The organism is Methylomicrobium lacus, from assembly GCF_041897535.1.
In the GTDB taxonomy this organism is placed as follows: domain Bacteria; phylum Pseudomonadota; class Gammaproteobacteria; order Methylococcales; family Methylomonadaceae; genus Methylomicrobium; species Methylomicrobium lacus_A.
The window spans coordinates 2,303,750-2,324,352 of the sequence record NZ_CP169217.1 but is presented as its reverse complement, the minus strand read 5'-3'; the positions used below and the strand labels follow the sequence as shown (position 1 = coordinate 2,324,352).

The window sequence follows — 20,603 nt, the reverse complement described above, 5'->3', positions numbered from 1 at the left end:
TTGCGATGGCAGGAAAAAGATCGCTTTAAACCAAGCCATCTTCTAAAATGGTGCTGTTTGATTTCAGGATTATCGAGGGAATTGCAATGACGTATTGTGTGGGCCTGTTGCTTAACGACGGTTTGGTGTTCGCGTCCGATTCACGCACGAACGCCGGCGTCGATTATGTAACTTCGTTCAGCAAACTGCATATCTTTACGCCGGCCCCGGACCGCTTCTTCGTGCTGTTGTCGGCGGGCAATCTGGCGACCACGCAGGGGGTGTTGAACCGTATTGTGCGCGATCTGGAATATCCTTCGGAAAGGGGAAGCCTGTTGACCGCCCGCTATTTATTCGAAGCCGCCGACTACATCGGCAAAGTCAGCCAGGAAACGCAACGGGAGCATGGGCCGGCCTTGCAGTCGTCCGGCGTCAGCGTCGAGACCACGTTGATTTTGGGCGGGCAAATACAGGGGCAGAATCCGGGCTTGCTGTTGATCTATCCCCAAGGCAACTATTTCGAGGCGACGCCCGAGACGCCGTATTTGCAGATCGGTGAAACCAAATACGGCAAGCCGGTACTGGACCGCGCGGTCGGCGCGTTGACCGGCCTGGAGGAAGGCGCGCGGCTGTTGCTGGTGTCGCTCGATGCGACCTCGCGTTCGAATGCCGCGGTCGGTCCGCCGTTCGAGGTGGCGATCTACCGGCGCGACGACATGAAGATCAGCCATCATCTGAAGCTGGCCGCCAACGATCCGTATCTGACGCGCTTGCAGCAGCGCTGGAACGAAGGGCTTTGCGCCACGCTGCATAGCCTTCCGGCATTCGACTGGGAAGCGCCGGCGGAATTATTGTAGAGGATGTGCTCTGCCTAAGACGCCTGTTCGGAGTCTTTCTGCTTCCCGGCGTTTACGTTGGGAATCGGGTTTTTCCAGGTAGACCCATTTAACCAGTCTTTGAGTCTCTCCATAAAAAAAGCCGCACTGTCACAAAACAGTGCGGCTTTTGCTTGTCTATCACCCACTTTAGGATCGTTGGTTTGGCTTGGGGATGAAACCAAACCTAACGAGCCTGATATAGCCGTTACCAATCGAGTTGGACACGCGTTTCAATAACATCCAGATCCGAGTTATTAAAGGCTTTACTGCGAGCATTTGCAACGTCGAAGGTATTTATATCCAGCGCATGAACATAGTCAGCCATCACGCGGACATGCGAGTTAGGATACCAGTTGATGCCGAACTTCGCGGTCTGGGCTTTTCCACCATGAATCGGGCCACTATTCAGGTCGATCGAATCGTAACCTGCGGCAAGTTCCCATGCGCCCCAGCCGCCTTTCATATCAAAGTTATGATTAGGCTTTATCCGATCCCAGGCGCCGGTTTTGGCTTTGTAAGCGCGCGACTCACCGGTTAAGAAATAGGTTCCATAGGCGTAGAAACCGTCGAGAGCATCACCGCTATAGCCTTTACCTGAAACATTCGTGGCAATATATTCGCTTTGTACGGAAAAAGGTCCGTAAACCACAGCGGTTTCTGCGCCAAAGCGGGTAAGATGATCTGCTTCACGCCAAGTCGCTGTCCCCCGGGTGCCTGAAGTCAAGTTGCCCGTATTCAATATATTGGTTCGGTCTACGTTATTATCCAGGCCGCGGGCGAACGAAATACCGCCGTTGCTAAAGTTGCCATTAGCTAAGTAATTGTTGTTCACATTAATATACGATCCTGAGGCTCCCACATGCCAGAATTTGGTTTTGCTTTCCATCCAAGGCAGACCGCTGACGCGCCCGTTGACTTCCCAATTGGTATCGCCGGAGCCGCCAGAACGATTGACACCGCCATTGGGGTTGGTTCCGTTAAAGGTCGCACTGTTGCTGGCACCGTTGTTGCCGACGGGTTCGGTTTGCAGCGATGTGGCGACCTGCCAGCGCTCGGCCGAGTAATTGGCGCCAATACCCACTTTATAGGTATTGAGGTCGTCGACAAAGGCATTGGTGATCATGTTACGTTCGATGAACGTAATGTAGCGGTTACTGGTCGCTTCTTCCAAGCTGAACGGCTCTTTAAAGGCGCCGAATTTAACCGAAAACGGCTTGGAAAAATTATAACGGATGAACGCATCGGTAACCCCGGCAGCAGTCGTGCCGTTGCCCCGAGTGAAATCGTACTCAAACTTATAATCGGTATTTTTGAAAAAAGTACCTTCAATGCCCAGACGCGCGCGACGAAGAGTTACGCCATCATTCAAATCATTCGACGTATTTGCTCCGGTAGCAGGGGCGACATTATTGTTAAAATTAGTCTGCGAATCCACCTGCATGCGTCCGTTAATGCCGGCGGTAAAATTGCCATCCTTGGTTGCAAAATGTATCCCGTCATCGAGTTTGACATGAACCGATTCAGGCGCCGAAGCTTCCTTGGCATGTTCTTCGAGTGCCTTGATTTGGTTGTCTTTTAGTTCCAATTCTTCGCGAATGGATGCGATTTCCGCAGCGTTGCGCGATGGCTCAGCTGTTTTCGCGGAGGCATCCTCGACTCTTTCGAACGAGCCCATTTTTTGCCGGTGCGGACCGGGTTCGGCATAAATCTGTTTGGTTTTGACATCGACGTAAAGATCGATCGCAAAAGCAGATGAAGAGGCTCCGGCGCCGAGGACTGTTGCCACGGCCAAAGTCAGTTTGGAAATGTTCATGCGTTGCTCACAGTGATGATAGAAACTGCGGCAAGGATAGGGAATTCAAGTGACAGAAAAATGACAGAATTGTTACGAAATGATGACAGCGCAACAAATCAGTGGGATCGAAGCGAATTTACAACAGGCGGTCAGAAATCCGGGAAAGGATAATTGAAATATGCGGCTTAGTAACTATGTTAGATTGATCGATTCATGGTTGGCCTACTCAACAAGTATTGAAAAACATACCTTTAGAAGAATAGAGTCGAGTTTCGATGTGAGGCAGGTGCTTCGGTGCAACAACGCTTAGGCTCATACACAACAATGCAACGAGTAGCTCATGGCCGATGGTTTCGCTAAGCGGGGCAATGTTGGGGCCATCAGCCAAGTCTTTCCTGGATATGGCCCTCTGTCTTTAACTTTTTTATTGCGATTGTGGCTGCTGTAGCGACAAACGATTCACCGCGTCGATGTCGTGCTCGGCCTCCTTGATCGCTCGCGACAGTTCCGCGCGCTGTTTGTCCAGCACTAGCCATTCGATTTGCCGGTGCAGGTAGGCGTCCTTGTTTTTGGTCACTTCGACGCGCAGTTCCAGTTCCTTGATCTCGGCTTGCAACTGCATTTCCTTCAGGCGGGTCTGATGCTCGATGCGCTCGGCCTCGAGCTGTTCCTCGTATTTTTGTTGTTCCTGCTGCAATATTTCCTGCGCCTTGTATTCGGCCTGCAGTTCCCTTTCTTTCAATATCGCTTCATGTTCGAGCTTTTTGGCGTGTAGTTGCAGTTCCAGCTCTTGCTGGCGCGCCTGCTGCTCGATTTCATATTTCAGCGCGGCGGCCTGTTCGATGCTTTGCAGATGCTTTTCGTGGTTGATTTTTTCTTCGTGCAGTTTGGCCTCGATCGCAAACTGATCGGCGTTTTGTTTTTCCTGGGCGGCCAGCAATAGGCGTTGGTTTTCGCTTTCTAAGGCCAGCTTTTGCTGCTGCAAGGCATTCAGTTGATTCAGATGCTCCAGGCGCTCCTTTTCGAGCATTTGTTCCTGACGGGTCTTCTCGCGCGCCTGTTTTTCGCGGAACTCGAAATTTTTTTCGAGGATGCTCAGATAAACGGCCTCCTGGGTGAAGCGACCGTCGAGGCCCTGGCTGGCTTCGAGGTCGGCGAAGGAGGGGGTGAGGGAGCAAATCGCGCGGCATTTGATGTATTTGACGGCCAGCGCTTCGTTGATCGTGCGTTCGATCTGTTTTTCGGTCGCGGTCAGGCCGGTTTCTATCCAGTTGCCGTTACGCAGGTTCCTGAGTTCGGCGTCGACGGTGGTCTTGATCAAGCCTTCGTAGCCGGTTTTGATATGCGCGTTGATGTTCGAGAGTGTATCCAGATTGCGTTCGGCATAGCCGAAGGTCGCCTGGAAATGGATCGTCAACTGGGCCTCGATCGTGCAAAGCCCTCCGTAAAGCGTAGTCGAAACCTTGAGCGGCCATTCGGCGACCGGCAGCGAATAAACCTGATGGTAGAAGCGCGGAAAAAATTTCGCCGGATAGGCGAACAGCTTGTAATAAGGTCCGAGCTTGGACAGGACGACGCGGCTCTCGCCGTCGAAGCTGGGATCCCAGATTTCGTCTTCGACCTCGTCTGGGAATGTCTGCGGGGCGAGCCCGGCCAGCCAGGCGTCCAGCAGGGCTTGTTTATTCGTCATCGGACACCTCCAGCGCGACTTGTTGGCTCGCCGCCGGCAAAGCCTGTTGCGCCTTCAGCGCGCGCAGTTGGGCGCTCATCCGCTCGGCGATCAAGGGATACAGATTCGGCGCAAATTCGACCGATTTGGCGTCGATCTTGCGCAGGAAACCGCGGCTCAACAAGAAGCCGACCGCGAACATCCGCGACCAGTCCGAATAACGCCGGGCTTTCTCGATTTCGGACTTTTCGATCACCATCTCGAGTTCGTCGTTTTCGTTGATCCTAAACTCGGTAAACTGGCGCAGGCATTCGAACACTAGTTCCTGCTCGCGCTCGCTCAATGGGCCCGGCGCGGTAAATTCCAGGCGGTAGGACAAAAACACGGTAAAAAAGTCCGCCATCGACGCGCACAGGAAGGCAAACAGCGAAAAGTCCTGCCACATCGCAAACGACGGCGTGATGCCTTGCACTACTTCCGCGTAAGTCATCAGAACCGGCATATCCGGCGCAATCACGCCGCTATTGGTCGCCATCTGGTTGAATTTGATCGAGACTTCCTGCAGGCTGGAAACGATTTTCCGGTAACGTGCTTCCGCATCGGGCGCCTTGATGTTCCACTCGGTCAGGCCGTTTTGCAGCACGCGGATATCCTGATTCAGTTTCTCGAAGTTTTGCACGACCTGCGCGGCTTCCTTTTTTTTGGTCTCGAAAACTTCTTTTTGATAACGGAAAAACGGCCCCTGGCCGATCATGTTTTTCTGCGTTTGCGGGGCGTCCGGGTGAGTTCCATAATAAGCCTGCGTTACGCTTGTAGACGCCTTGTCGAGTTCTTGCTGCTGCAGTTTCAAGACCTGGGTCTTGGTATCGGCGACGCTTTTCAGATAGGCGTTCACATCGGCGCGGATTTTGTTCAGTCGGTCGATTTGTATCGTTTCCTTCTGCGAAATTTCATAGAACTTGAAATAAGAGAAGGTGATCGAGGCCGAAACCGCGACCAGCAGCGACACGAGTACGGCGAAAAAACGGAATTTATTGGCTTTCCAGTGGATGCCGGCGATTTCCAGCGAACTGATCACGATGATCGACTGGATCGCAACTGTGATGATCAGCGCAATCCAGGAGACGATGAAATGCGACAAGCCGTAAAAGGTGGTGAAGCCCGTCGCCATACTCAGCATCAACACAATCGGAATGGTCCATACTCTCAGGCCGGCAATAAACAGCGTCTGAATGCTGTTGATGATGCCGCCGATGCCGCCGAAATTGTGTGGTTTGCTTAGTCTATTGATGTCCATGGTTGCCAGATTGGGGATGAGTCGCGCGAAAAATCCCTCGGAATGGAGAAGGCGCCGATGCTTGAAATGAAACGCAGTCTATTTGATTTATAAGGAAAATGCAATTGGCGGCGTAGGGCCGCCGCCAAGGATTCGGGTAAAAAAACGCACGCTTTGCGTTTTACTGTCGCGGCCTGAGTGGATCGCTTTTCAGCGATCTTCCTGCGTGTGCGGGCATTCCCGCCCGGTCAGCGCATTATAAATTTTGACGTACAGGATCGAGGCGGACAACAGCAGGGTGACCGCATTCGCCGCGATGATCGCCGGATTGTGCAGAAAAAGGCCATAGATCAGCCAAAGCGACACGCCGAGCGTAAAGATGCCGTACATCGACAGCGACAGCGCGGCGGTATCGCGGGTTCGGATGGTCAGAATCGCCTGCGGCAGGAACGAAGCGGTCGTCAATAGCGCGGCGACATAGCCGATCAAATCAGGCAGGGCGGGCATGCCGGGGTCTCCCGTGTTGCTTGGGAGACCTGCCGGGTTTTCTTAACTGGCAGGTCTTTATCACGTTAAACGGCTTTGCCATGCCGCGCCGGCACATCGCGGCGGGTGGCGCCGGTGTAGAGTTGTCTCGGCCGGCCGATTTTTTGCTCGGGATCGGCGATCATTTCGTCCCAGTGCGAAATCCAGCCGACCGTGCGGCCCATCGCAAAGATTGCGGTAAACATGCGGCTCGGGATGCCGAGCGCATGCAGCACGATGCCGGAATAGAAATCGACGTTCGGATACAATTTTTTCTCGATGAAATATTCGTCTTCGAGTGCGATGCGCTCGAGCTCCAGCGCCAGTTTGAACAAAGGATCGTCCTGCAAGCCCAGTTCGTTGAGGACTTCATGGCAGGTTTCGCGCATCAGTTTGGCGCGCGGATCGATGTTTTTATAGACACGGTGGCCGAAGCCCATCAGCCGGAACGGATCGCTTTTGTCCTTCGCTTTGTTGATATAAATGCCGATCCGGGAAACATCCTTGATTTCCTCAAGCATCTGCAGCACCGCCTCGTTCGCGCCGCCGTGCGCCGCGCCCCACAGGCAGGCGATGCCGGCGGTGATGCAGGCGAACGGGTTCGCGCCGCTGGAGCCGGCTAGGCGGACCGTCGAGGTCGAGGCGTTTTGTTCGTGGTCGGCGTGCAGAATCAGGATCCGATCGAGCGCCCTGACCAGTATCGGATTCGGCACGAATTCATCGCAGGGCGTCGACAGCATCATGCGCATGAAGTTTTCGACATAGCTGAGCTTGTTTTGCGGATACAAAAACGGCGAGCCGGTGCTGTATTTGTGGCACATCGCCACGATCGTCGGCACCTTCGCCAAAAGCCGGATCGCGCACATTTCGCGGTCGCTTTTCGAGCGAATATCCAGCGCGTCATGATAAAACGCGGACAGCGCGCCGACGACGCCGACCATGATCGCCATCGGGTGCGCATCGCGGCGGAAACCCTTGAAAAAGTTGGTCAACTGGTCGTGCACCATCGTGTGCATCGTGATGTTGCGTTCGAACTGCTGCAATTGGTCGTAGTTCGGCAGTTCGCCTTCCAGCAACAGATAGCACACTTCCAGGAAGGTGCATTGCGCGGCCAATTGCTCGATCGGATAACCGCGGTACAGCAGGACGCCCGCTTCGCCGTCGATATAGGTAATCGCGGAACGGCAACTGGCGGTCGAGGTAAAGCCGGGATCGTAGGTGAACATGCCGCCCTGCTTGTACAGGGATTGGACGTCCAGCACATCGGGACCCATGGTGCCGGACAACACCGGCAATGTACACAGTGGCTCGGATTCGGGAGTGGATAGGACGATAGCGCTGGGCTTGCTCATGATGGTCAATCTCGGTTGTGGCGCCGATGCGGCGTGTCTTAGTGTCGATTTCGGATGCAATTACTCGGGATTGGCGTTAACAATCGCCTGTCTCGCCAATTCGGTGACTTTCGCCCAGTCTTTCGCATTAAGAGCGTCCTGGGGGGCGAGCCATGAACCGCCGACGCAGGCGACATTGGGTAATTTGAGGTAGGCCTGATAATTTTCGGGCGAGATGCCGCCGGTCGGGCAAAAAGTCGCCTGCGGGAAGGGGCCCGCAATCGATTTCAGCATCGGTATGCCGCCCGCGGCTTCGGCCGGGAAAAATTTGAAATGATCCAGGCCGTATTCCATGCCGAGCATCAGTTCGGACAAGGTCGCAATGCCGGGAATCAGCGCGATGTTGCCTTTCACAGCCGCATCCAGCAGGGAGGCGGTAATGCCGGGGCTGATCGCGAATAGCGCGCCGGCGTCGGCCGCGGCTTGCAATTGCTGAGGGTTCGCAATCGTGCCGGCACCGACGATCGCGCCTTCGACTTCCCGGCTGATCCTGTTGATCGCCTCGAGCGCGACCGGTGTGCGCAAGGTAATTTCCAGCACGCGAATGCCGCCCGCGACCAAGGCTTTCGCCAACGGCACCGCGTCGTCAAGATTTTTGATGACCATGACCGGCATCACGGGGCCGGCTGTCAAGACTTCGTTAGGCTGAATTTTCCAGTGCTGATTTGCCATGTGTTCGTATGAAATTGGGATGATAATGTCAGTCTTCCATGACATCAAGGGTTTAAAAAACGTCCGGAACAAGGCTCCAGGCTATTGATTTTCGGCGGGAAAAGCGGCCATTTCCTCATTTGGCGGAGACGGGCTCGGCGCCGGCAAGGGTGAAACTCTCCACCAAAATCATGATTTTAATATCTGTAACATTGTATCGAGCGGTGGGCAAATGTCAAAAAAGGAAAAAACAGGCCCATGAATTCAATACAATAGTGTCGATTGGCTATTGGATCGGGGCGGGCTGCGCTTTTTTGCGACCGTCCGCTACCTTATCGCCTTCGGCTGGCGCGGCAACGAAAATCAGCAATACGCCCGCCGCCATCGTCGCCGCCAGCAGCGGCAGCGCCAGCTTGAAATCGCCGGTCGCGGTCTTCAGCCAGGCGACGATAGAGGGGCCCGCAAAGCCGCCCAGATTGCCGATCGAATTGATCAGCGCCAGGCCCGACGCCTTGGCCGGGCCTTCTTTCAACAAGGTGTGCGGCAGCGTCCAGAACGGCGCGAGAATGCTCCAGATGCCGGCCGCCGCGATCGTGATCGCGCCTATCGCCAGGACCGGCGATTCGAGATAGGGGCTCAGCGCGAACGCCACGGCCGCCACCCAGGCGCAGACCACGATGTGCCAGCGCCGCTCGCGTGTCCTGTCCGAGTGCGCGCCGACCAGCACCATCACGATCACGGTCGCGAGATAGGGCAGGCCGGTCAACAGCGCGGTGCGTACGTTGTCGAGTCCCGACCAGGCTTGGATCAACTGCGGCAGCCACAGGCTGATGCTGTAATAATTGATCACCACCGCAAAATAGATCAGCGCCAGCAGCCAGACCTTCGGGTGGCGCAGCGCCTGGCCCAGATCGGCGGCATGATGGTGCGAGTCGGCCCGCTGTTCGGCGGCCAGCGTCCGTTCGAGCCAGGCCTTCTCTTCCGCATTGAGCCACGTTGCCTTGGCGGGACGGTCGGTCAGCCAGAAATACAGCATGAAACCGAACAGCACCGAAGGCGCGCCCTCGGCCAGAAACAGCCATTGCCAGCCTTGCAGTCCGAAGGCGCCGTCCATGCCGAGCAAGAGTCCTGCCAGCGGCGCGCCGAGCACGCCGGAGGCCGCGGTCGCTGTGATCAGCAAGGCGCCGTACTTGGCCCTGACCGGCGCCGGAAACCAGTAGCTGAAATATAAGATCATGCCCGGAAACGAGCCGGCTTCGGCGACGCCGAGCAGAAAGCGCAGCACGTAAAAGCCTTGCGGCGTTTCGATGGTGACCATCGCGCAGCAAATCAGTCCCCAGGTGATCATGATCCGGGTCAGCCACAATTTCGCGCCGACTTTTTCGAGGATCAGGTTGCTCGGTATCTCGAACAGCATGTAGCCGATAAAAAAGATGCCCGCACCGAAGCCGTAGACCGCATCGCTGAACTGCAGCGCATCCTTCATCTGCAATTGGGCGAAACCCACGCACAGGCGATCGAGATAGGCCAGGACATAGATGATGTAGAGCGGCGGCAGCAGGCGCCAGGCCAGTTTGCGGTACAGATGAGTTTCGTTGATAGGCATGATCACAAGGGGGTTGTCGGCTGTGGCCGGAAGCTCTGAGATTATAAACGTAAAAAACGCGCGGCAGCGCCGAATCGTGACGCCAATGTCGCGTATAGGGTAAAATCAAAGACCGAACTCTTTTCCTGCCGAAACGCCGCTATGTACAAACAGTATTTTCATTTTGCGGAATTACCGTTTTCGATAGCCCCCGATCCGCATTTCATGTATATGAGCCGCCGCCATCAGGAAGGCTTGGCGCATCTGCTCTACGGCATTACCGTCGGCGGCGGCTTTGTCGCCCTGACCGGCGAAGTCGGCACCGGCAAGACGACCCTGTGCCATTGCCTGTTGAAAGAGCTGCCGGATACTATCGACATCGCGCTGATCTTGAACCCGAAGCTGAACGCGATCGAACTGTTGGCGGCTATCTGCGACGAGCTGGGCATCGCCTATGACAAACAACAACAGACGCTGAAACAGTTGGTCGATGCGTTGAATCATTATCTGCTCGCCAAGCATGCCGCCGGGCGGCGCACCGTGTTGCTGCTCGACGAAGCGCAAAACCTGAGCCTGGAAGTGCTCGAACAGATTCGCCTGTTGACCAATCTGGAAACCAGCAAAACCAAATTGCTGCAAATCATCCTGGTCGGCCAGCCCGAATTGAAACAGATGCTCAAACGCCAGGATCTCAGGCAGCTCAATCAAAGGATTACCGCGCGCTATCATTTGCTGCCGTTGTCGTTTGTCGAGACCCGCGCCTATATCCGCCACCGCCTGCGGGTTTGCGGTGGCGATCCCGATCTGTTCAAGGACCGGGCGATCCGCAAGATTTATAAACTGTCGGGCGGGATTCCCAGAATCATCAACATCCTGTGCGACCGCGCCCTGCTTGGCGCTTATGCCGGCAACGCCCCGCAGGTGACGCCCGGCATGGTCAATACCGCCGCGCAGGAAACGCTCGCGCCGGCCGAGACAAAACTGCGGAGGCTGGGCTTGGCGCTGGGCGTGCTGCTCGGCGGCATCGCGCTTGGCGCTTATTATTACGCCCCGGATCGTTTCGCGGCGGTCAGGAGCCGGCTTGTTGAGCCTCGCCGGGTCGAAACCGTCGCGGCAAAGCCTCTGCCGGTCATGACTGAAACCGTAGCGGCCGCGCCGAAGATCAAACCGCTGCCGCCGCAGCCCAAGCCGCCTCAATTTGCCGAATGGGTGGCCGATCCGCGTTCTACGCTGCAATTGGGCTTCGCGAATGCGTTCAAAGCGCTCGGCAAAACGCCGCCTTCGGCCGCGACTGTCGATTGCGAAACGGTAAAGACCGCCGGGGTGTTATGCCAGCTCGGCAAGGCCAGCTGGAAGGAATTGCTGGCGATGAAGCGGCCGGCCATTCTGGAATTTGTGCTCCTGAACGAAGAAAAGCGCTATGCGCTGTTGACCGGCATCCAGCAAGGCAAACCGGTGTTGGCTGCAAGCGATCAGCATGATTTTGCGCTGGCCGATGTGTTGAATCATTGGAACGGCTATTATTTATTGTTATGGGAGCCGCCGGGGGCGGATTCGCGAACGATTTTTCCGGGGCAAATGTCTGATAGAGTCGTCTGGCTTCGCCAACAAATGGCCGCTTTCGACGGACTGGATCCGCCGGTGCCCGTGCCGCAAAAATTCGATCAGGACCTGAAGGCGCGCGTGATTAAATTCCAACACCTGCATCACCTGGCCGAAGACGGCGCGGTGGGCGCCCAAACCCTGTTTTATCTCGATAATTTGACCGAGGCGCCGAACAAGCCTCACCTGAATCTAACCGATTAACGCCATGTCTTATATTCTCAACGCCTTACGTAAGTCGGAGCAGGAACGGCAAGCCAAGCAGCCGGAAACCGTCACCGAACAAGTGCTGATGCCGCCGCCGCAAAAAAGCCGGAAAACCGCCTTGCTGATCGGCGGGCTGCTGGCCGTCAATCTACTGGCCTTGCCTTTGCTGGTCTGGTATCTGAAAAATGCCGATGAGGCGCCGGTCAAACCGCAGGCCGCCGCGCAGCCGGTGCAGGCAAAAGCCGCGCAAATGCCGCCGCTGCCGGTTGCCGTTGAATCATCCGATGACGAGGATGATTTTGAGCAAGACGGGGAGGAAGTGCCAGAAGCTGCGGAAGATGAGCCGGATAGACCGGCGGTTGCGGCAAACGCAAAATCGCCTTCGATCGAAGAATTGGCCGCGGCAAAACAGGCCGAGGAGCAGAAAGCGGCGAGAGCTGCGCAAGAAGATAAAAAGGCGCCCGCCGTTCAGACCGCTCAAGCGCGCCCTGCTGCCGCAATCAGTCCACAGGAACAACTCAGGCAGAAAATCCAATCCAGACGCGCCCAGCGTCTGTTGCTGGCGGAAAACGCGAACAGTCTCGATGAACAGGAAGATGACGAACCGGAAGCCAAGACCGAGGCGGCGCGGGCAAGCAAGACAGATGACGCGCCGGCAGCCAAGCCGGAAATCCCCTCATTCAAGGATTTGCCCTATGATTTTCGCAGCTCCGTGCCGAAGATGACGATCAATGTCTTTATGTACGACAACAAGCCCGAGGATCGCTTCGTCGTGTTGAATATGACCAAATACAAGGCCGGCCAGACGACCAAGGATGCGGTCGAAATCAAGGAAATTCGCGCCGACGGCGTGGTCGCGAGTTACGGAGGCAAGGTTTTTCGTATCGAGCGGCCTTGAAAACACAAACAGTTTGAGCCTTTCACGACTCACACTTTCCTCTTGGGGTTTCCACGTCTTGTGTGGAAGCCCTACCAAGGGCGCTCCGGGTCACGAGCCGCGGAACGCTCATCGTTTTACATCAGGACGTTATTCCGGCAGGTATGACGCAAGCGGCTAAAGTCCTCGCCGATACACCAAATCCAACCCCTTTCTGCAAAGACTGATCGAGCCATAGTAAGGTTTGATGGCAGGATAGTCGTTCTTTAAATTTGATAACAAATGAGAATCATTTGTAATCGCAAAATTGTTTGTACTATAATCCTAGGGAATTGAATTTTTGGGGGTTAGTGATGATCGAGCGAAAAATTTTGTTGAAGGGAAGTGCTTTAGTCGTGCTGGCGGCGTTGAATGCGCCGGCCGAAGCGCTGCAAAAACCGCAAACGATGGAGGAAATGTGGAAAATCATCGAGGCGCAGCAAAAGCAGATCGATGAAATGAAGACCGCGATGGCGGAGACGGCCAAGAAGCAGGAGGCTCCGGCTCCGCAAGGCAACGTCAAAACACTGGAGCGCAAGACCGATATTTTGAGTCAGGAAGTCGAAAAGCTGCGCACCAATCTGGTGATCCCGGAAGAACCCAAGTACAAGAGCGCCTATGGCCTGGGTCCTGCCGCTTCGAAGGTCTATCAGGTCGGCAAGGGCTTGTCGATCGGCGGCTACGGCGAAGCGATCTATCAGGCCAATGTCGGCGAGAAAGGCGACAACAAAGACAACGCCGATCTTGAACGGATGGTGCTTTATGCCGGCTACAAGTTTACCGACCGCATCCTCTTCAATAGTGAACTGGAGTTCGAGCACGCCACGACCGGTGAGGGTGATGAAGAGAAGGGCGAAGTCTCGGTCGAATTTGCCGCCTTGGACTTCTTTTTACACAAAATGGCCAATGTCCGCGCCGGCTTAGTGCTGATGCCAATGGGCTTCATCAACCAGATTCACGAACCTCCATTCTTCTTCGGTAACCACCGTCCAGAAGTCGAGCAAAGGATTATCCCTTCAACTTGGCGGGAAGTGGGATTGGGGTTGTTCGGTCAACTCACGGACGACCTGGCTTATACAGCCTACGCCGTCAATGGTTTGGATGCGTCCGGCTTCAGTTCTGACGGTATCCGCGAAGGCCGCGGCGGCGGCAGCCAGGCTAAAGCCGAAAACTTCGGTTTTGTCGGCCGTTTCGACTACACGCCGAAGGCTGTGCCGGGCGTCATGGTCGGCGGCTCCGCCTATTTTGGCAAGTCAGGCCAGAACCAGACCTTTGCCGGCCAAAAACCGGATGTCTTTACGCAATTGTACGAAGGCCATTTGCAATGGAAATACCGTGGGTTTGAATTCCGCACATTGGGATCGTGGGGGCATGTCGGTGATGCCGATCTGTTGAGCCTGGATTCCCGATTGAACAACATCAACGCGAAAACTCCGGAAAATGCGCAAATCATCGGCGCCGAGAGTTTCGGCTGGTATACGGAAGCAGGCTATGACGTTTTGCCTTGGATATTCAAGGATACAACACAATATCTCGCGCCATTCGTCCGTTATGAACGTCTGGATACGATAGCCAAAGCGCCGAACGGCTTTCCGGATGACCCGACCAAAGACTGGCAAATTTACCAGGTGGGCTTGCAGTACAAGCCGATTCCGAATGTCGTGATCAAGGCCGATTACCGGAATCGTGTCGCCAAACAAGGGCCGCTTTCTGACGACTTCAATTTGGGCTTCGGCTTCATTTTCTAGGTCTGAGCCAATCGCCCTGTCGCAGTATGATATGATATGGAATGATATCACTGACGCGTTGCGAAGATTTGCATGCCATGGCGCGATAATGTAAATCTTCGCAGCAAATGCCGAAATCCTGTTTTATAGTTCGGCTTTGTGGGGCCGTTGCCTATATCAGCCGCCAGCATTCGATTTTCCGCTTATCCGGATTGCCGAATGCTGGCGGTTTGTTTTTCTTGATGTTGGAGAGTCAAAATGAAAGTAATCAGACAGAGAGGAGAATTTCTACTCTTTTTATTTCTGATGACGGTGGTAACGCAGAGCTTCGCGACAATTTTCTACAGTAAAAACGAAGCGCTTGAACTGGCATTTGGCAAAGACAAGCAAGTCGAATTGTTATCGCTTTTTCCCGACGAGAATCAGACGGCTAAAATTCAGGAACTGGCCAAGGTCAAACTCGAATCGGGCCTGTTCACGTTCTATGTCGGCAAGGCGCAGGACAAAATCTTGGGCTATGCCGCGATCGAAACGATTACAGTCAGAACCAAGCCGGAAACGCTGATGATCGTGCTGACGCCGGAAGGCGAGCTGCGCAACGTCTACACGCTCGCCTTCCACGAACCCCCGGAATACATGCCGCCGGAGCGCTGGTTCGAGCAGCTGTACAAGCGCCCGCTCGCGGAGATGGATTTCAGCAAGGGCGTGGACGGCATCAGCGGCGCGACGTTGAGCACGCGCGCCGGTCTCAGCAGCGTTCGCAAGGTGATGGCGATGTATCAGGTCATGATCAAGGATCAAAAGCCATAGCCATGCGTTATTTCGTAACCGGCGAACAGCACCGGAAATCCCTTCTCAATGCGCTGGTGCTGATGTTTCTGGGCTATATCGTGCTGCTGTGGTTCAGCAACGGCCTGATGTATTTTCACCGGATGGATCTGACGCCGGAGTCGGTCAAACTCTACTACTTAGGCTCCGAAGAACAATTCAAGCCGCCGCGCAGCTATGAGGGCATGCTCGAAGTCTCGCATTTCCACCTGTTTTCGATGGGCATGCTGGTCGTGACCCTGACCCACCTGATGCTGATGACCGATTTTTCGATACGGCTCAAAATCTGGATCAGCGGCTTGACCTATGTTTCCGCAATCGCCGATGAAGCGGGCGGCTGGCTGGTCCGCTTCGTGCATCCGCACTTCGCCTATTTCAAGATCGGGGCATTTTTGCTGCTGGAGTCTTCGCTGGCCGCGTTGTTGATAGTCGTGATCTTTTCGATGATCCGCGCGCGCGCCAGGATGCACCAAAGCCATCCCGGTTAACCATCTATTAACCGCATTTGCTATCGGCTATGATAAACTTTTGCCGAACCTAACACTCACGGAAAACACATTGATGAAAGCAAATATCGGATTGATCGGCCTCGCGGTGATGGGCCAAAACCTGGTGTTGAACATGAACGACCACGGCTTCAAGGTCGCGGTGTATAACCGCACCACCAGCACGGTCGATGAATTTCTGGCAGGCCCCGCGAAGGGCACGCAGGTGGTCGGCACGCATTCGCTCGAAGCGCTCGTCGACAGTCTCGAAACGCCGCGCATCGTGATGCTGATGGTCAAGGCCGGCGACGTGGTCGATCAATATATCGAAAAACTGCTGCCGCTGCTGGCTCCGGGCGACATCATCGTCGACGGCGGCAATTCGCTGTTTACCGACACCAACCGCCGCACCCAGTACCTCGCGGAAAAGGGACTCAATTTCATCGGCACCGGCGTGTCCGGCGGCGAGGAAGGCGCGCGCAACGGACCTTCGATCATGCCCGGCGGCAACAAGGCGGCCTGGGCGGCGGTCAAGCCGATCTTTCAGGCGATCAGCGCGAAGGTCGGCGGCGAACCTTGCTGCGAGTGGGTCGGCGACAACGGCGCGGGTCACTATGTCAAGATGGTGCACAACGGCATCGAATACGGCGACATGCAGCTGATCTGCGAAGCCTATCAATTGCTGTCCGAAGGACTCGGACTTTCCGCGGACGAATTGCACGAAATCTTCGCCGAATGGAACCGCGGCGAACTGAGTTCGTATCTGATCGAAATCACCGCGAACATCCTGGCTTATAAGGACGCAGACGGCCAGCCGCTGCTGGAAAAAATATTGGATACCGCCGGCCAAAAAGGCACCGGCAAATGGACCGGCATCAATGCGCTGGACCTCGGCATTCCGTTGACGCTGATCGGCGAGTCGGTCTTTGCCCGCTGTCTGTCCGCGCAAAAGGACGAACGCGTCAAGGCCGCGAAGATTCTGCCGAAGCAGCCGAGCCAATTCAGCGGCGACAAGCAGGCGATGATCGCTGCGGTCCGCGACGCCTTGTATGCGGCGAAGATCATTTCCTATGCGCAGGGTTTCCGTCTGATGCGGGAAGCGTCGAAGGAATACAAACTGGCGCTGAATTATGGCGAAATCGCGCTGATGTGGCGCGGCGGCTGCATCATCCGTAGCCAGTTCCTGAACGACATCAAACAGGCCTACAACAAAAATCCGGATCTCGAAAACCTGTTGCTCGACGATTTCTTCACCGCCGAGATGAAGAAGGCCGAAGCCGGCTGGCGCAAGGCGGTCATTCTGGGCATCGAACTCGGCATTCCGACCCCGGCGTTCTCCTCCGCCCTGGCTTACTTCGACGGCTACCGCACCGAACGGTTGCCGGCGAATCTGTTGCAGGCGCAGCGCGACTATTTCGGCGCACATACCTACGAGCGGGTCGACCAGCCCAGAGGCCAGTTCTTCCATACCGACTGGACCGGACAGGGCGGCAAGGTCGCTTCGTCTACTTACAACGTATAACCGTAAGCGTTCCCGCGCTCCGGCACGGGAACGCAGGTTGCACCGCTGCGGCGGTGCGTGACGTAGTCAGTAGCCCGGATGAAACGCAGTGGGGGCAGAACCACCGGCCTTCCCGGATTCCGCTGCGCTGCATCCGGGCTACACACTATAATCTTGCGCCTTTAACCCTATCGACTCCCCCATGAACGCCGAACCCTGTACCTACGTTATCTTTGGCGCCACCGGCAACCTCTCCCGAATCAAGCTGATGCCGGCGCTCTATCATCTCGATGTCGCGAAACAATTGCCCGAAGGCACCCGCATCGTCGCGGTCGGCCGGAGGCCCTGGGACCAGCAGAAATGGCTGGCCGAAGTCAGGGACATGATCCAGACCAAGGTCAAGGCCGATTTCGACGAAAGCGTCTTCCAGAGTTTCAGCCAGCGCCTTTACTATCATCAGGCCGACATCCAGAAGCCCGAAGACTACAAGGCATTGGCCGATCTTTTGAACGGCAAGCAACCCTTTTCGCGGAACATCGCATTTTATCTGTCGATCAGCCCGTCCGATTTCGGCACCGTGCTCGAACAATTGAGCGTTAACCAGTTGTTTGACGAAGAACTGGGCTGGCGGCGGGTGATCATCGAAAAGCCGTTCGGCTACGACCTGGACAGCGCGCAGGCCCTGCAAAAACGCATCAGCCATTATCTGAGCGAGGAACAGATTTACCGGATCGATCACTATCTCGGCAAGGGCATGGTGCAGAACGTGCTGGTGTTCCGCTTCGCGAACGTGATGCTGGAACCCTTGTGGAACCGTAATTACATCGACCACATCCAGATCACCCATTCGGAGGAGATCGGCATCGACAGCCGCGGCGACTACTATAACGGCGCCGGCGCCTTGCGCGACATGCTGCAAAGCCATCTCTTGCAACTGTTGACCCTGGTCGCGATGGAGCCGCCGGTGTCGATGGAAGCCGAGGCGCTGCGCGATGAAAAGGTCAAGGTATTGAAATCGATCCGGCCGATTCCGAAAGAAGCGGTGCACGCCCATGCCCATCGCGGCCAGTACGCGGCCGGCACCAGCAAGGGCGAAAAGGTCAAGGGCTACCTGCAGGAAGACAACATCCCGGCGGACAGCGTGACCGAAACCTATGCCTCGATGAAGCTTTACATCGACAACTGGCGCTGGCGCGGCGTGCCGTTCTATATGCGCACCGGCAAACGCATGGCGAAGGCGCAGTCGACCATCTCGATCTGCTTCCGCCATCCGCCTCTGCAATTTTTCCGCGGCACCAACGTGAACTGCATGAGCCCTAACTGGGTGCTGCTCGGCATTCAACCCGACGAATGCATCAAGATCGAAATGACCGTGAAGGAGCCGGGCCTCGAAATGGACACCCGCTCGACCACGCTGGATGCGAGTTTCCGCAATCATGACGAAAAGGCGATCGACGCTTATGAAGACCTGCTGCTCGATGTGCTGAAGGGCGACCGTTCGCTGTTCCTGCGCTTCGACGAGGTCGAGCACGCCTGGCGCATCGTCGATCCGATCCTGCAAACCTGGGCGGTCGAGCGCGATTATATCGCGACCTATCCTGCCGGTTCGTGGGGACCGGAAGACAGCCGCCTGTTCGACAAAGACAGCCAATTTTGGCGCAGTTCATTGACCCCGGAGTGTAAATAAATGCAAAAAAACGCCAACTGGCGGATCTTCGCGACCGCCGATCAGGTGGCCGAAGCCGCTTGTGAACAAATCATGACGGCGGCCGAAGAGGCGATCGCCGAACGCGGCCGCTTCAAACTGGTACTGGCCGGCGGCACCACGCCGGAAAAGGTCTATCGCTTGCTCGGCAAGGCCGAAACCGACTGGTCGAAATGGTATATCTATTATGGCGATGAACGCTGTCTGCCGGCCGATCACCCGGATCGCAACAGCATGATCGCGGAAAATTCATTGCTGGCGCAGGCGCCGATTCCGCTAGCACAGATCTTCACGATTCCGGCCGAACTCGGGCCTGAAGCGGGAGCCCTGCAATACCGGCAAACGGTCGCCGACGCCTTGCCGTTCGACATGGTGCTGCTCGGCATGGGTGAAGACGGCCATACCGCCAGCCTGTTCCCCGGCCACGTACACAACCCCGATGAGCTGACGCATCCGGTTTACAATTCGCCGAAGCCGCCGCCCGAGCGCGTTTCGGTCAGCGCCAAGGCGTTGAGCGACACCCGCCAATTGATCTTTTTGGTCACCGGAAAAAACAAACAGGAGCCGGTCAAACAATGGCGCGAAGGCGTGGCTTTGCCGGTCGCCACGATCGAACCGGCCCATCCGGTCGATATCTATATCGACAGCGACGCCCTGCCGTACTGACGTTTTCCGAACGCCGGCGTATCCCGACTGCGCCGGCGCTTTTTCCTTCCGACTCTCTGTAATAGAATAAGCGCCCGAAGGACGCGTTGATCCGATCAAAGCCTCCTCGACTAACAAGCTTTTTCAATAATTATTATAAGAAGGTTCATTTATGTGTTGGAGTGGGGAAGCGTCGGGCGTGCTGGCCGCCGCCGGATTGAGCACCGCGGCTTATGTCGCTTACAAGGGGGAATCGAAGGAATTGTGGATTCCGTTGACTTATTTTGCGTTGATGGAATTGTTGCAGGCCGGGACCTATGTCTATATCGACCTGTGCGGCAATCCGAAAAATCAGATACTCACGATGTTCGGCTATATTCACGTGGCGTTCCAGCCGTTTTTCGTGAATATGGTCGCGATGTACTTCATCCCGGAAAGCGTCAAACTGAAAATTCGCACGACCGTCTATGCGATTTGCGCGATCGGCTCGCTGACGATGTTGGTCAAGATGTACCCGTTCGACTGGGCAGGGCATTGCGTGATCGGCACCGAAGGCTTTTGCGGCACCGGCGTCTGCTCGGTTTCCGGCGATTGGCATATCGCCTGGCAAATGCCGCTGAACGGCCTGTTGTCCGGCCCGCAAGACTGGTTGTTCGGTTTCGACTGGGGTTTGCATGCGCTGACCTATATCCTGGTCTCGTTCTATATGCCGGCCTTGTACGGGTCCTGGCGCTTCGTCGGTTTCCATTACCTGATCGGGCCGTGGATTTCGGACGTCACCACGTCCGATCCGAACGAATATGCCGCGGTCTGGTGCCTGTTTTCGATCGCGCTCTGCGTCTCGGTGATCAAAACCCCGATCCGCAAACACTTGCACGTGAAGAACTGGTTTTTCTATAACCGCTGCACGCAGCCGGAATTGCGTCCGTTAGAGCAGACTTCGTAGTGAACGGCGCCGAGAGTTCCCAAGGCGTTTCTTGGGGCTCTCGAGCGGTTGTGGAAATCATATTAAATTCCCATCCTGAAGGTTTGCCGGGCTTGGCGAACCCGTCGATCATTCCTGTCTCTTTATTTGTTTCTGGTGCGATGAATATCCCGTCCGGCATCAGGGCATCAATTTTATCCAATCATGTCAATGCACCTATAAGGTCAATGCGACGTTGTTCGGCGAGCTGTTGCCGTAGGGCCTGAAAGAATCAACGCGATCGGTTAGTAGAAAAACTCCGTGTTAATCGCTA

General features: G+C 55.7%; 17 protein-coding genes. 10 read left to right on the top strand and 7 right to left on the bottom strand.

Annotated features, from left to right (window positions below; translation table 11 throughout):
* Nucleotides 1-86: 86 nt before the first annotated feature.
* Nucleotides 87-836 carry a 20S proteasome subunit A/B gene (locus ACEPPP_RS10125; RefSeq protein WP_374086326.1) on the top strand — a complete coding sequence of 250 codons (750 nt, stop codon included), beginning with the start codon at nt 87-89 and terminating at the stop codon, nt 834-836.
* A gap of 226 nt (nt 837-1,062) precedes the next feature.
* Here the strand turns inward: ACEPPP_RS10125 and ACEPPP_RS10120 are convergent, their stop codons facing one another.
* The 7 genes from ACEPPP_RS10120 to ACEPPP_RS10090 form a co-directional block, all read right to left on the bottom strand.
* Complete coding sequence (locus ACEPPP_RS10120) at nt 1,063-2,670, bottom strand: OprO/OprP family phosphate-selective porin (RefSeq protein WP_374086325.1); 1,608 nt, start codon at nt 2,668-2,670, stop codon at nt 1,063-1,065.
* 406 nt (nt 2,671-3,076) lie between these two features.
* On the bottom strand, nt 3,077-4,342 hold the full coding sequence (locus tag ACEPPP_RS10115; RefSeq protein WP_374086323.1) for a hypothetical protein: 1,266 nt from the start codon (nt 4,340-4,342) through the stop codon (nt 3,077-3,079).
* Complete coding sequence (locus tag ACEPPP_RS10110; protein ID WP_374086322.1) at nt 4,332-5,618, bottom strand: hypothetical protein; 1,287 nt, start codon at nt 5,616-5,618, stop codon at nt 4,332-4,334. The genes ACEPPP_RS10115 and ACEPPP_RS10110 overlap by 11 nt, the downstream gene beginning before the upstream one ends.
* 189 nt (nt 5,619-5,807) lie before the next feature.
* Complete coding sequence (locus ACEPPP_RS10105) at nt 5,808-6,104, bottom strand: SemiSWEET family sugar transporter (protein ID WP_374086321.1); 297 nt, start codon at nt 6,102-6,104, stop codon at nt 5,808-5,810.
* Nucleotides 6,105-6,169: 65 nt separating this feature from the next.
* Nucleotides 6,170-7,474: a citrate synthase gene (gltA, locus tag ACEPPP_RS10100; RefSeq protein WP_374086320.1), complete on the bottom strand. Its 1,305-nt coding sequence runs from the start codon at nt 7,472-7,474 to the stop codon at nt 6,170-6,172.
* Nucleotides 7,475-7,534: 60 nt separating this feature from the next.
* Nucleotides 7,535-8,185, bottom strand: a complete 651-nt coding sequence (locus ACEPPP_RS10095; RefSeq protein ID WP_374086318.1) for a bifunctional 4-hydroxy-2-oxoglutarate aldolase/2-dehydro-3-deoxy-phosphogluconate aldolase — start codon at nt 8,183-8,185, stop codon at nt 7,535-7,537.
* Between the two features lie 265 nt (nt 8,186-8,450).
* Nucleotides 8,451-9,770 carry an MFS transporter gene (locus ACEPPP_RS10090; protein ID WP_374086317.1) on the bottom strand — a complete coding sequence of 440 codons (1,320 nt, stop codon included), beginning with the start codon at nt 9,768-9,770 and terminating at the stop codon, nt 8,451-8,453.
* A 141-nt stretch (nt 9,771-9,911) separates the two neighbouring features.
* On the opposite strand from ACEPPP_RS10090, the gene ACEPPP_RS10085 reads away from it, so the two are divergent.
* From ACEPPP_RS10085 to ACEPPP_RS10045, 9 genes are all read left to right on the top strand, one after another.
* Nucleotides 9,912-11,555, top strand: coding sequence for an AAA family ATPase (locus ACEPPP_RS10085; protein WP_374086316.1), 1,644 nt, complete (start codon nt 9,912-9,914; stop codon nt 11,553-11,555).
* Between the two features lie 4 nt (nt 11,556-11,559).
* Entirely contained in the window at nt 11,560-12,456 is an 897-nt protein-coding gene (locus ACEPPP_RS10080; RefSeq protein ID WP_374086312.1) for a general secretion pathway protein GspB, read from the top strand.
* 332 nt (nt 12,457-12,788) lie between these two features.
* Nucleotides 12,789-14,222, top strand: coding sequence for a hypothetical protein (locus ACEPPP_RS10075; RefSeq protein ID WP_374086311.1), 1,434 nt, complete (start codon nt 12,789-12,791; stop codon nt 14,220-14,222).
* Between the two features lie 237 nt (nt 14,223-14,459).
* The gene (locus ACEPPP_RS10070) at nt 14,460-15,011 is read left to right on the top strand and encodes an FMN-binding protein (protein ID WP_374086309.1); all 552 of its coding nucleotides are present in this window, start codon (nt 14,460-14,462) and stop codon (nt 15,009-15,011) included.
* Between the two features lie 2 nt (nt 15,012-15,013).
* Nucleotides 15,014-15,517: a hypothetical protein gene (locus ACEPPP_RS10065; RefSeq protein WP_374086308.1), complete on the top strand. Its 504-nt coding sequence runs from the start codon at nt 15,014-15,016 to the stop codon at nt 15,515-15,517.
* A 73-nt stretch (nt 15,518-15,590) separates the two neighbouring features.
* The gene (gnd, locus tag ACEPPP_RS10060) at nt 15,591-17,036 is read left to right on the top strand and encodes a decarboxylating NADP(+)-dependent phosphogluconate dehydrogenase (protein WP_374086307.1); all 1,446 of its coding nucleotides are present in this window, start codon (nt 15,591-15,593) and stop codon (nt 17,034-17,036) included.
* Between the two features lie 181 nt (nt 17,037-17,217).
* A complete protein-coding gene (zwf, locus tag ACEPPP_RS10055) occupies nt 17,218-18,702 on the top strand; it encodes a glucose-6-phosphate dehydrogenase (RefSeq protein ID WP_374086306.1) in 1,485 nt (494 codons plus the stop codon).
* Nucleotides 18,703-19,386: a 6-phosphogluconolactonase gene (gene pgl, locus ACEPPP_RS10050; protein WP_374086304.1), complete on the top strand. Its 684-nt coding sequence runs from the start codon at nt 18,703-18,705 to the stop codon at nt 19,384-19,386.
* 151 nt (nt 19,387-19,537) lie between these two features.
* Complete coding sequence (locus ACEPPP_RS10045; protein ID WP_374086302.1) at nt 19,538-20,311, top strand: DUF5765 domain-containing protein; 774 nt, start codon at nt 19,538-19,540, stop codon at nt 20,309-20,311.
* Nucleotides 20,312-20,603 lie beyond the last annotated feature (292 nt).

What these genes read in the sequence shown, in the direction of transcription:
- ACEPPP_RS10125 (WP_374086326.1), top strand. Translation starts at nt 87, where the DNA reads ATGACGTATTGTGTGGGCCTGTTGCTTAACGACGGTTTGGTGTTCGCG.
- ACEPPP_RS10120 (WP_374086325.1), bottom strand. Translation starts at nt 2,670, where the DNA reads ATGAACATTTCCAAACTGACTTTGGCCGTGGCAACAGTCCTCGGCGCC.
- ACEPPP_RS10115 (WP_374086323.1), bottom strand. Translation starts at nt 4,342, where the DNA reads ATGACGAATAAACAAGCCCTGCTGGACGCCTGGCTGGCCGGGCTCGCC.
- ACEPPP_RS10110 (WP_374086322.1), bottom strand. Translation starts at nt 5,618, where the DNA reads ATGGACATCAATAGACTAAGCAAACCACACAATTTCGGCGGCATCGGC.
- ACEPPP_RS10105 (WP_374086321.1), bottom strand. Translation starts at nt 6,104, where the DNA reads ATGCCCGCCCTGCCTGATTTGATCGGCTATGTCGCCGCGCTATTGACG.
- gltA (WP_374086320.1), bottom strand. Translation starts at nt 7,474, where the DNA reads ATGAGCAAGCCCAGCGCTATCGTCCTATCCACTCCCGAATCCGAGCCA.
- ACEPPP_RS10095 (WP_374086318.1), bottom strand. Translation starts at nt 8,185, where the DNA reads ATGGCAAATCAGCACTGGAAAATTCAGCCTAACGAAGTCTTGACAGCC.
- ACEPPP_RS10090 (WP_374086317.1), bottom strand. Translation starts at nt 9,770, where the DNA reads ATGCCTATCAACGAAACTCATCTGTACCGCAAACTGGCCTGGCGCCTG.
- ACEPPP_RS10085 (WP_374086316.1), top strand. Translation starts at nt 9,912, where the DNA reads ATGTACAAACAGTATTTTCATTTTGCGGAATTACCGTTTTCGATAGCC.
- ACEPPP_RS10080 (WP_374086312.1), top strand. Translation starts at nt 11,560, where the DNA reads ATGTCTTATATTCTCAACGCCTTACGTAAGTCGGAGCAGGAACGGCAA.
- ACEPPP_RS10075 (WP_374086311.1), top strand. Translation starts at nt 12,789, where the DNA reads ATGATCGAGCGAAAAATTTTGTTGAAGGGAAGTGCTTTAGTCGTGCTG.
- ACEPPP_RS10070 (WP_374086309.1), top strand. Translation starts at nt 14,460, where the DNA reads ATGAAAGTAATCAGACAGAGAGGAGAATTTCTACTCTTTTTATTTCTG.
- ACEPPP_RS10065 (WP_374086308.1), top strand. Translation starts at nt 15,014, where the DNA reads ATGCGTTATTTCGTAACCGGCGAACAGCACCGGAAATCCCTTCTCAAT.
- gnd (WP_374086307.1), top strand. Translation starts at nt 15,591, where the DNA reads ATGAAAGCAAATATCGGATTGATCGGCCTCGCGGTGATGGGCCAAAAC.
- zwf (WP_374086306.1), top strand. Translation starts at nt 17,218, where the DNA reads ATGAACGCCGAACCCTGTACCTACGTTATCTTTGGCGCCACCGGCAAC.
- pgl (WP_374086304.1), top strand. Translation starts at nt 18,703, where the DNA reads ATGCAAAAAAACGCCAACTGGCGGATCTTCGCGACCGCCGATCAGGTG.
- ACEPPP_RS10045 (WP_374086302.1), top strand. Translation starts at nt 19,538, where the DNA reads ATGTGTTGGAGTGGGGAAGCGTCGGGCGTGCTGGCCGCCGCCGGATTG.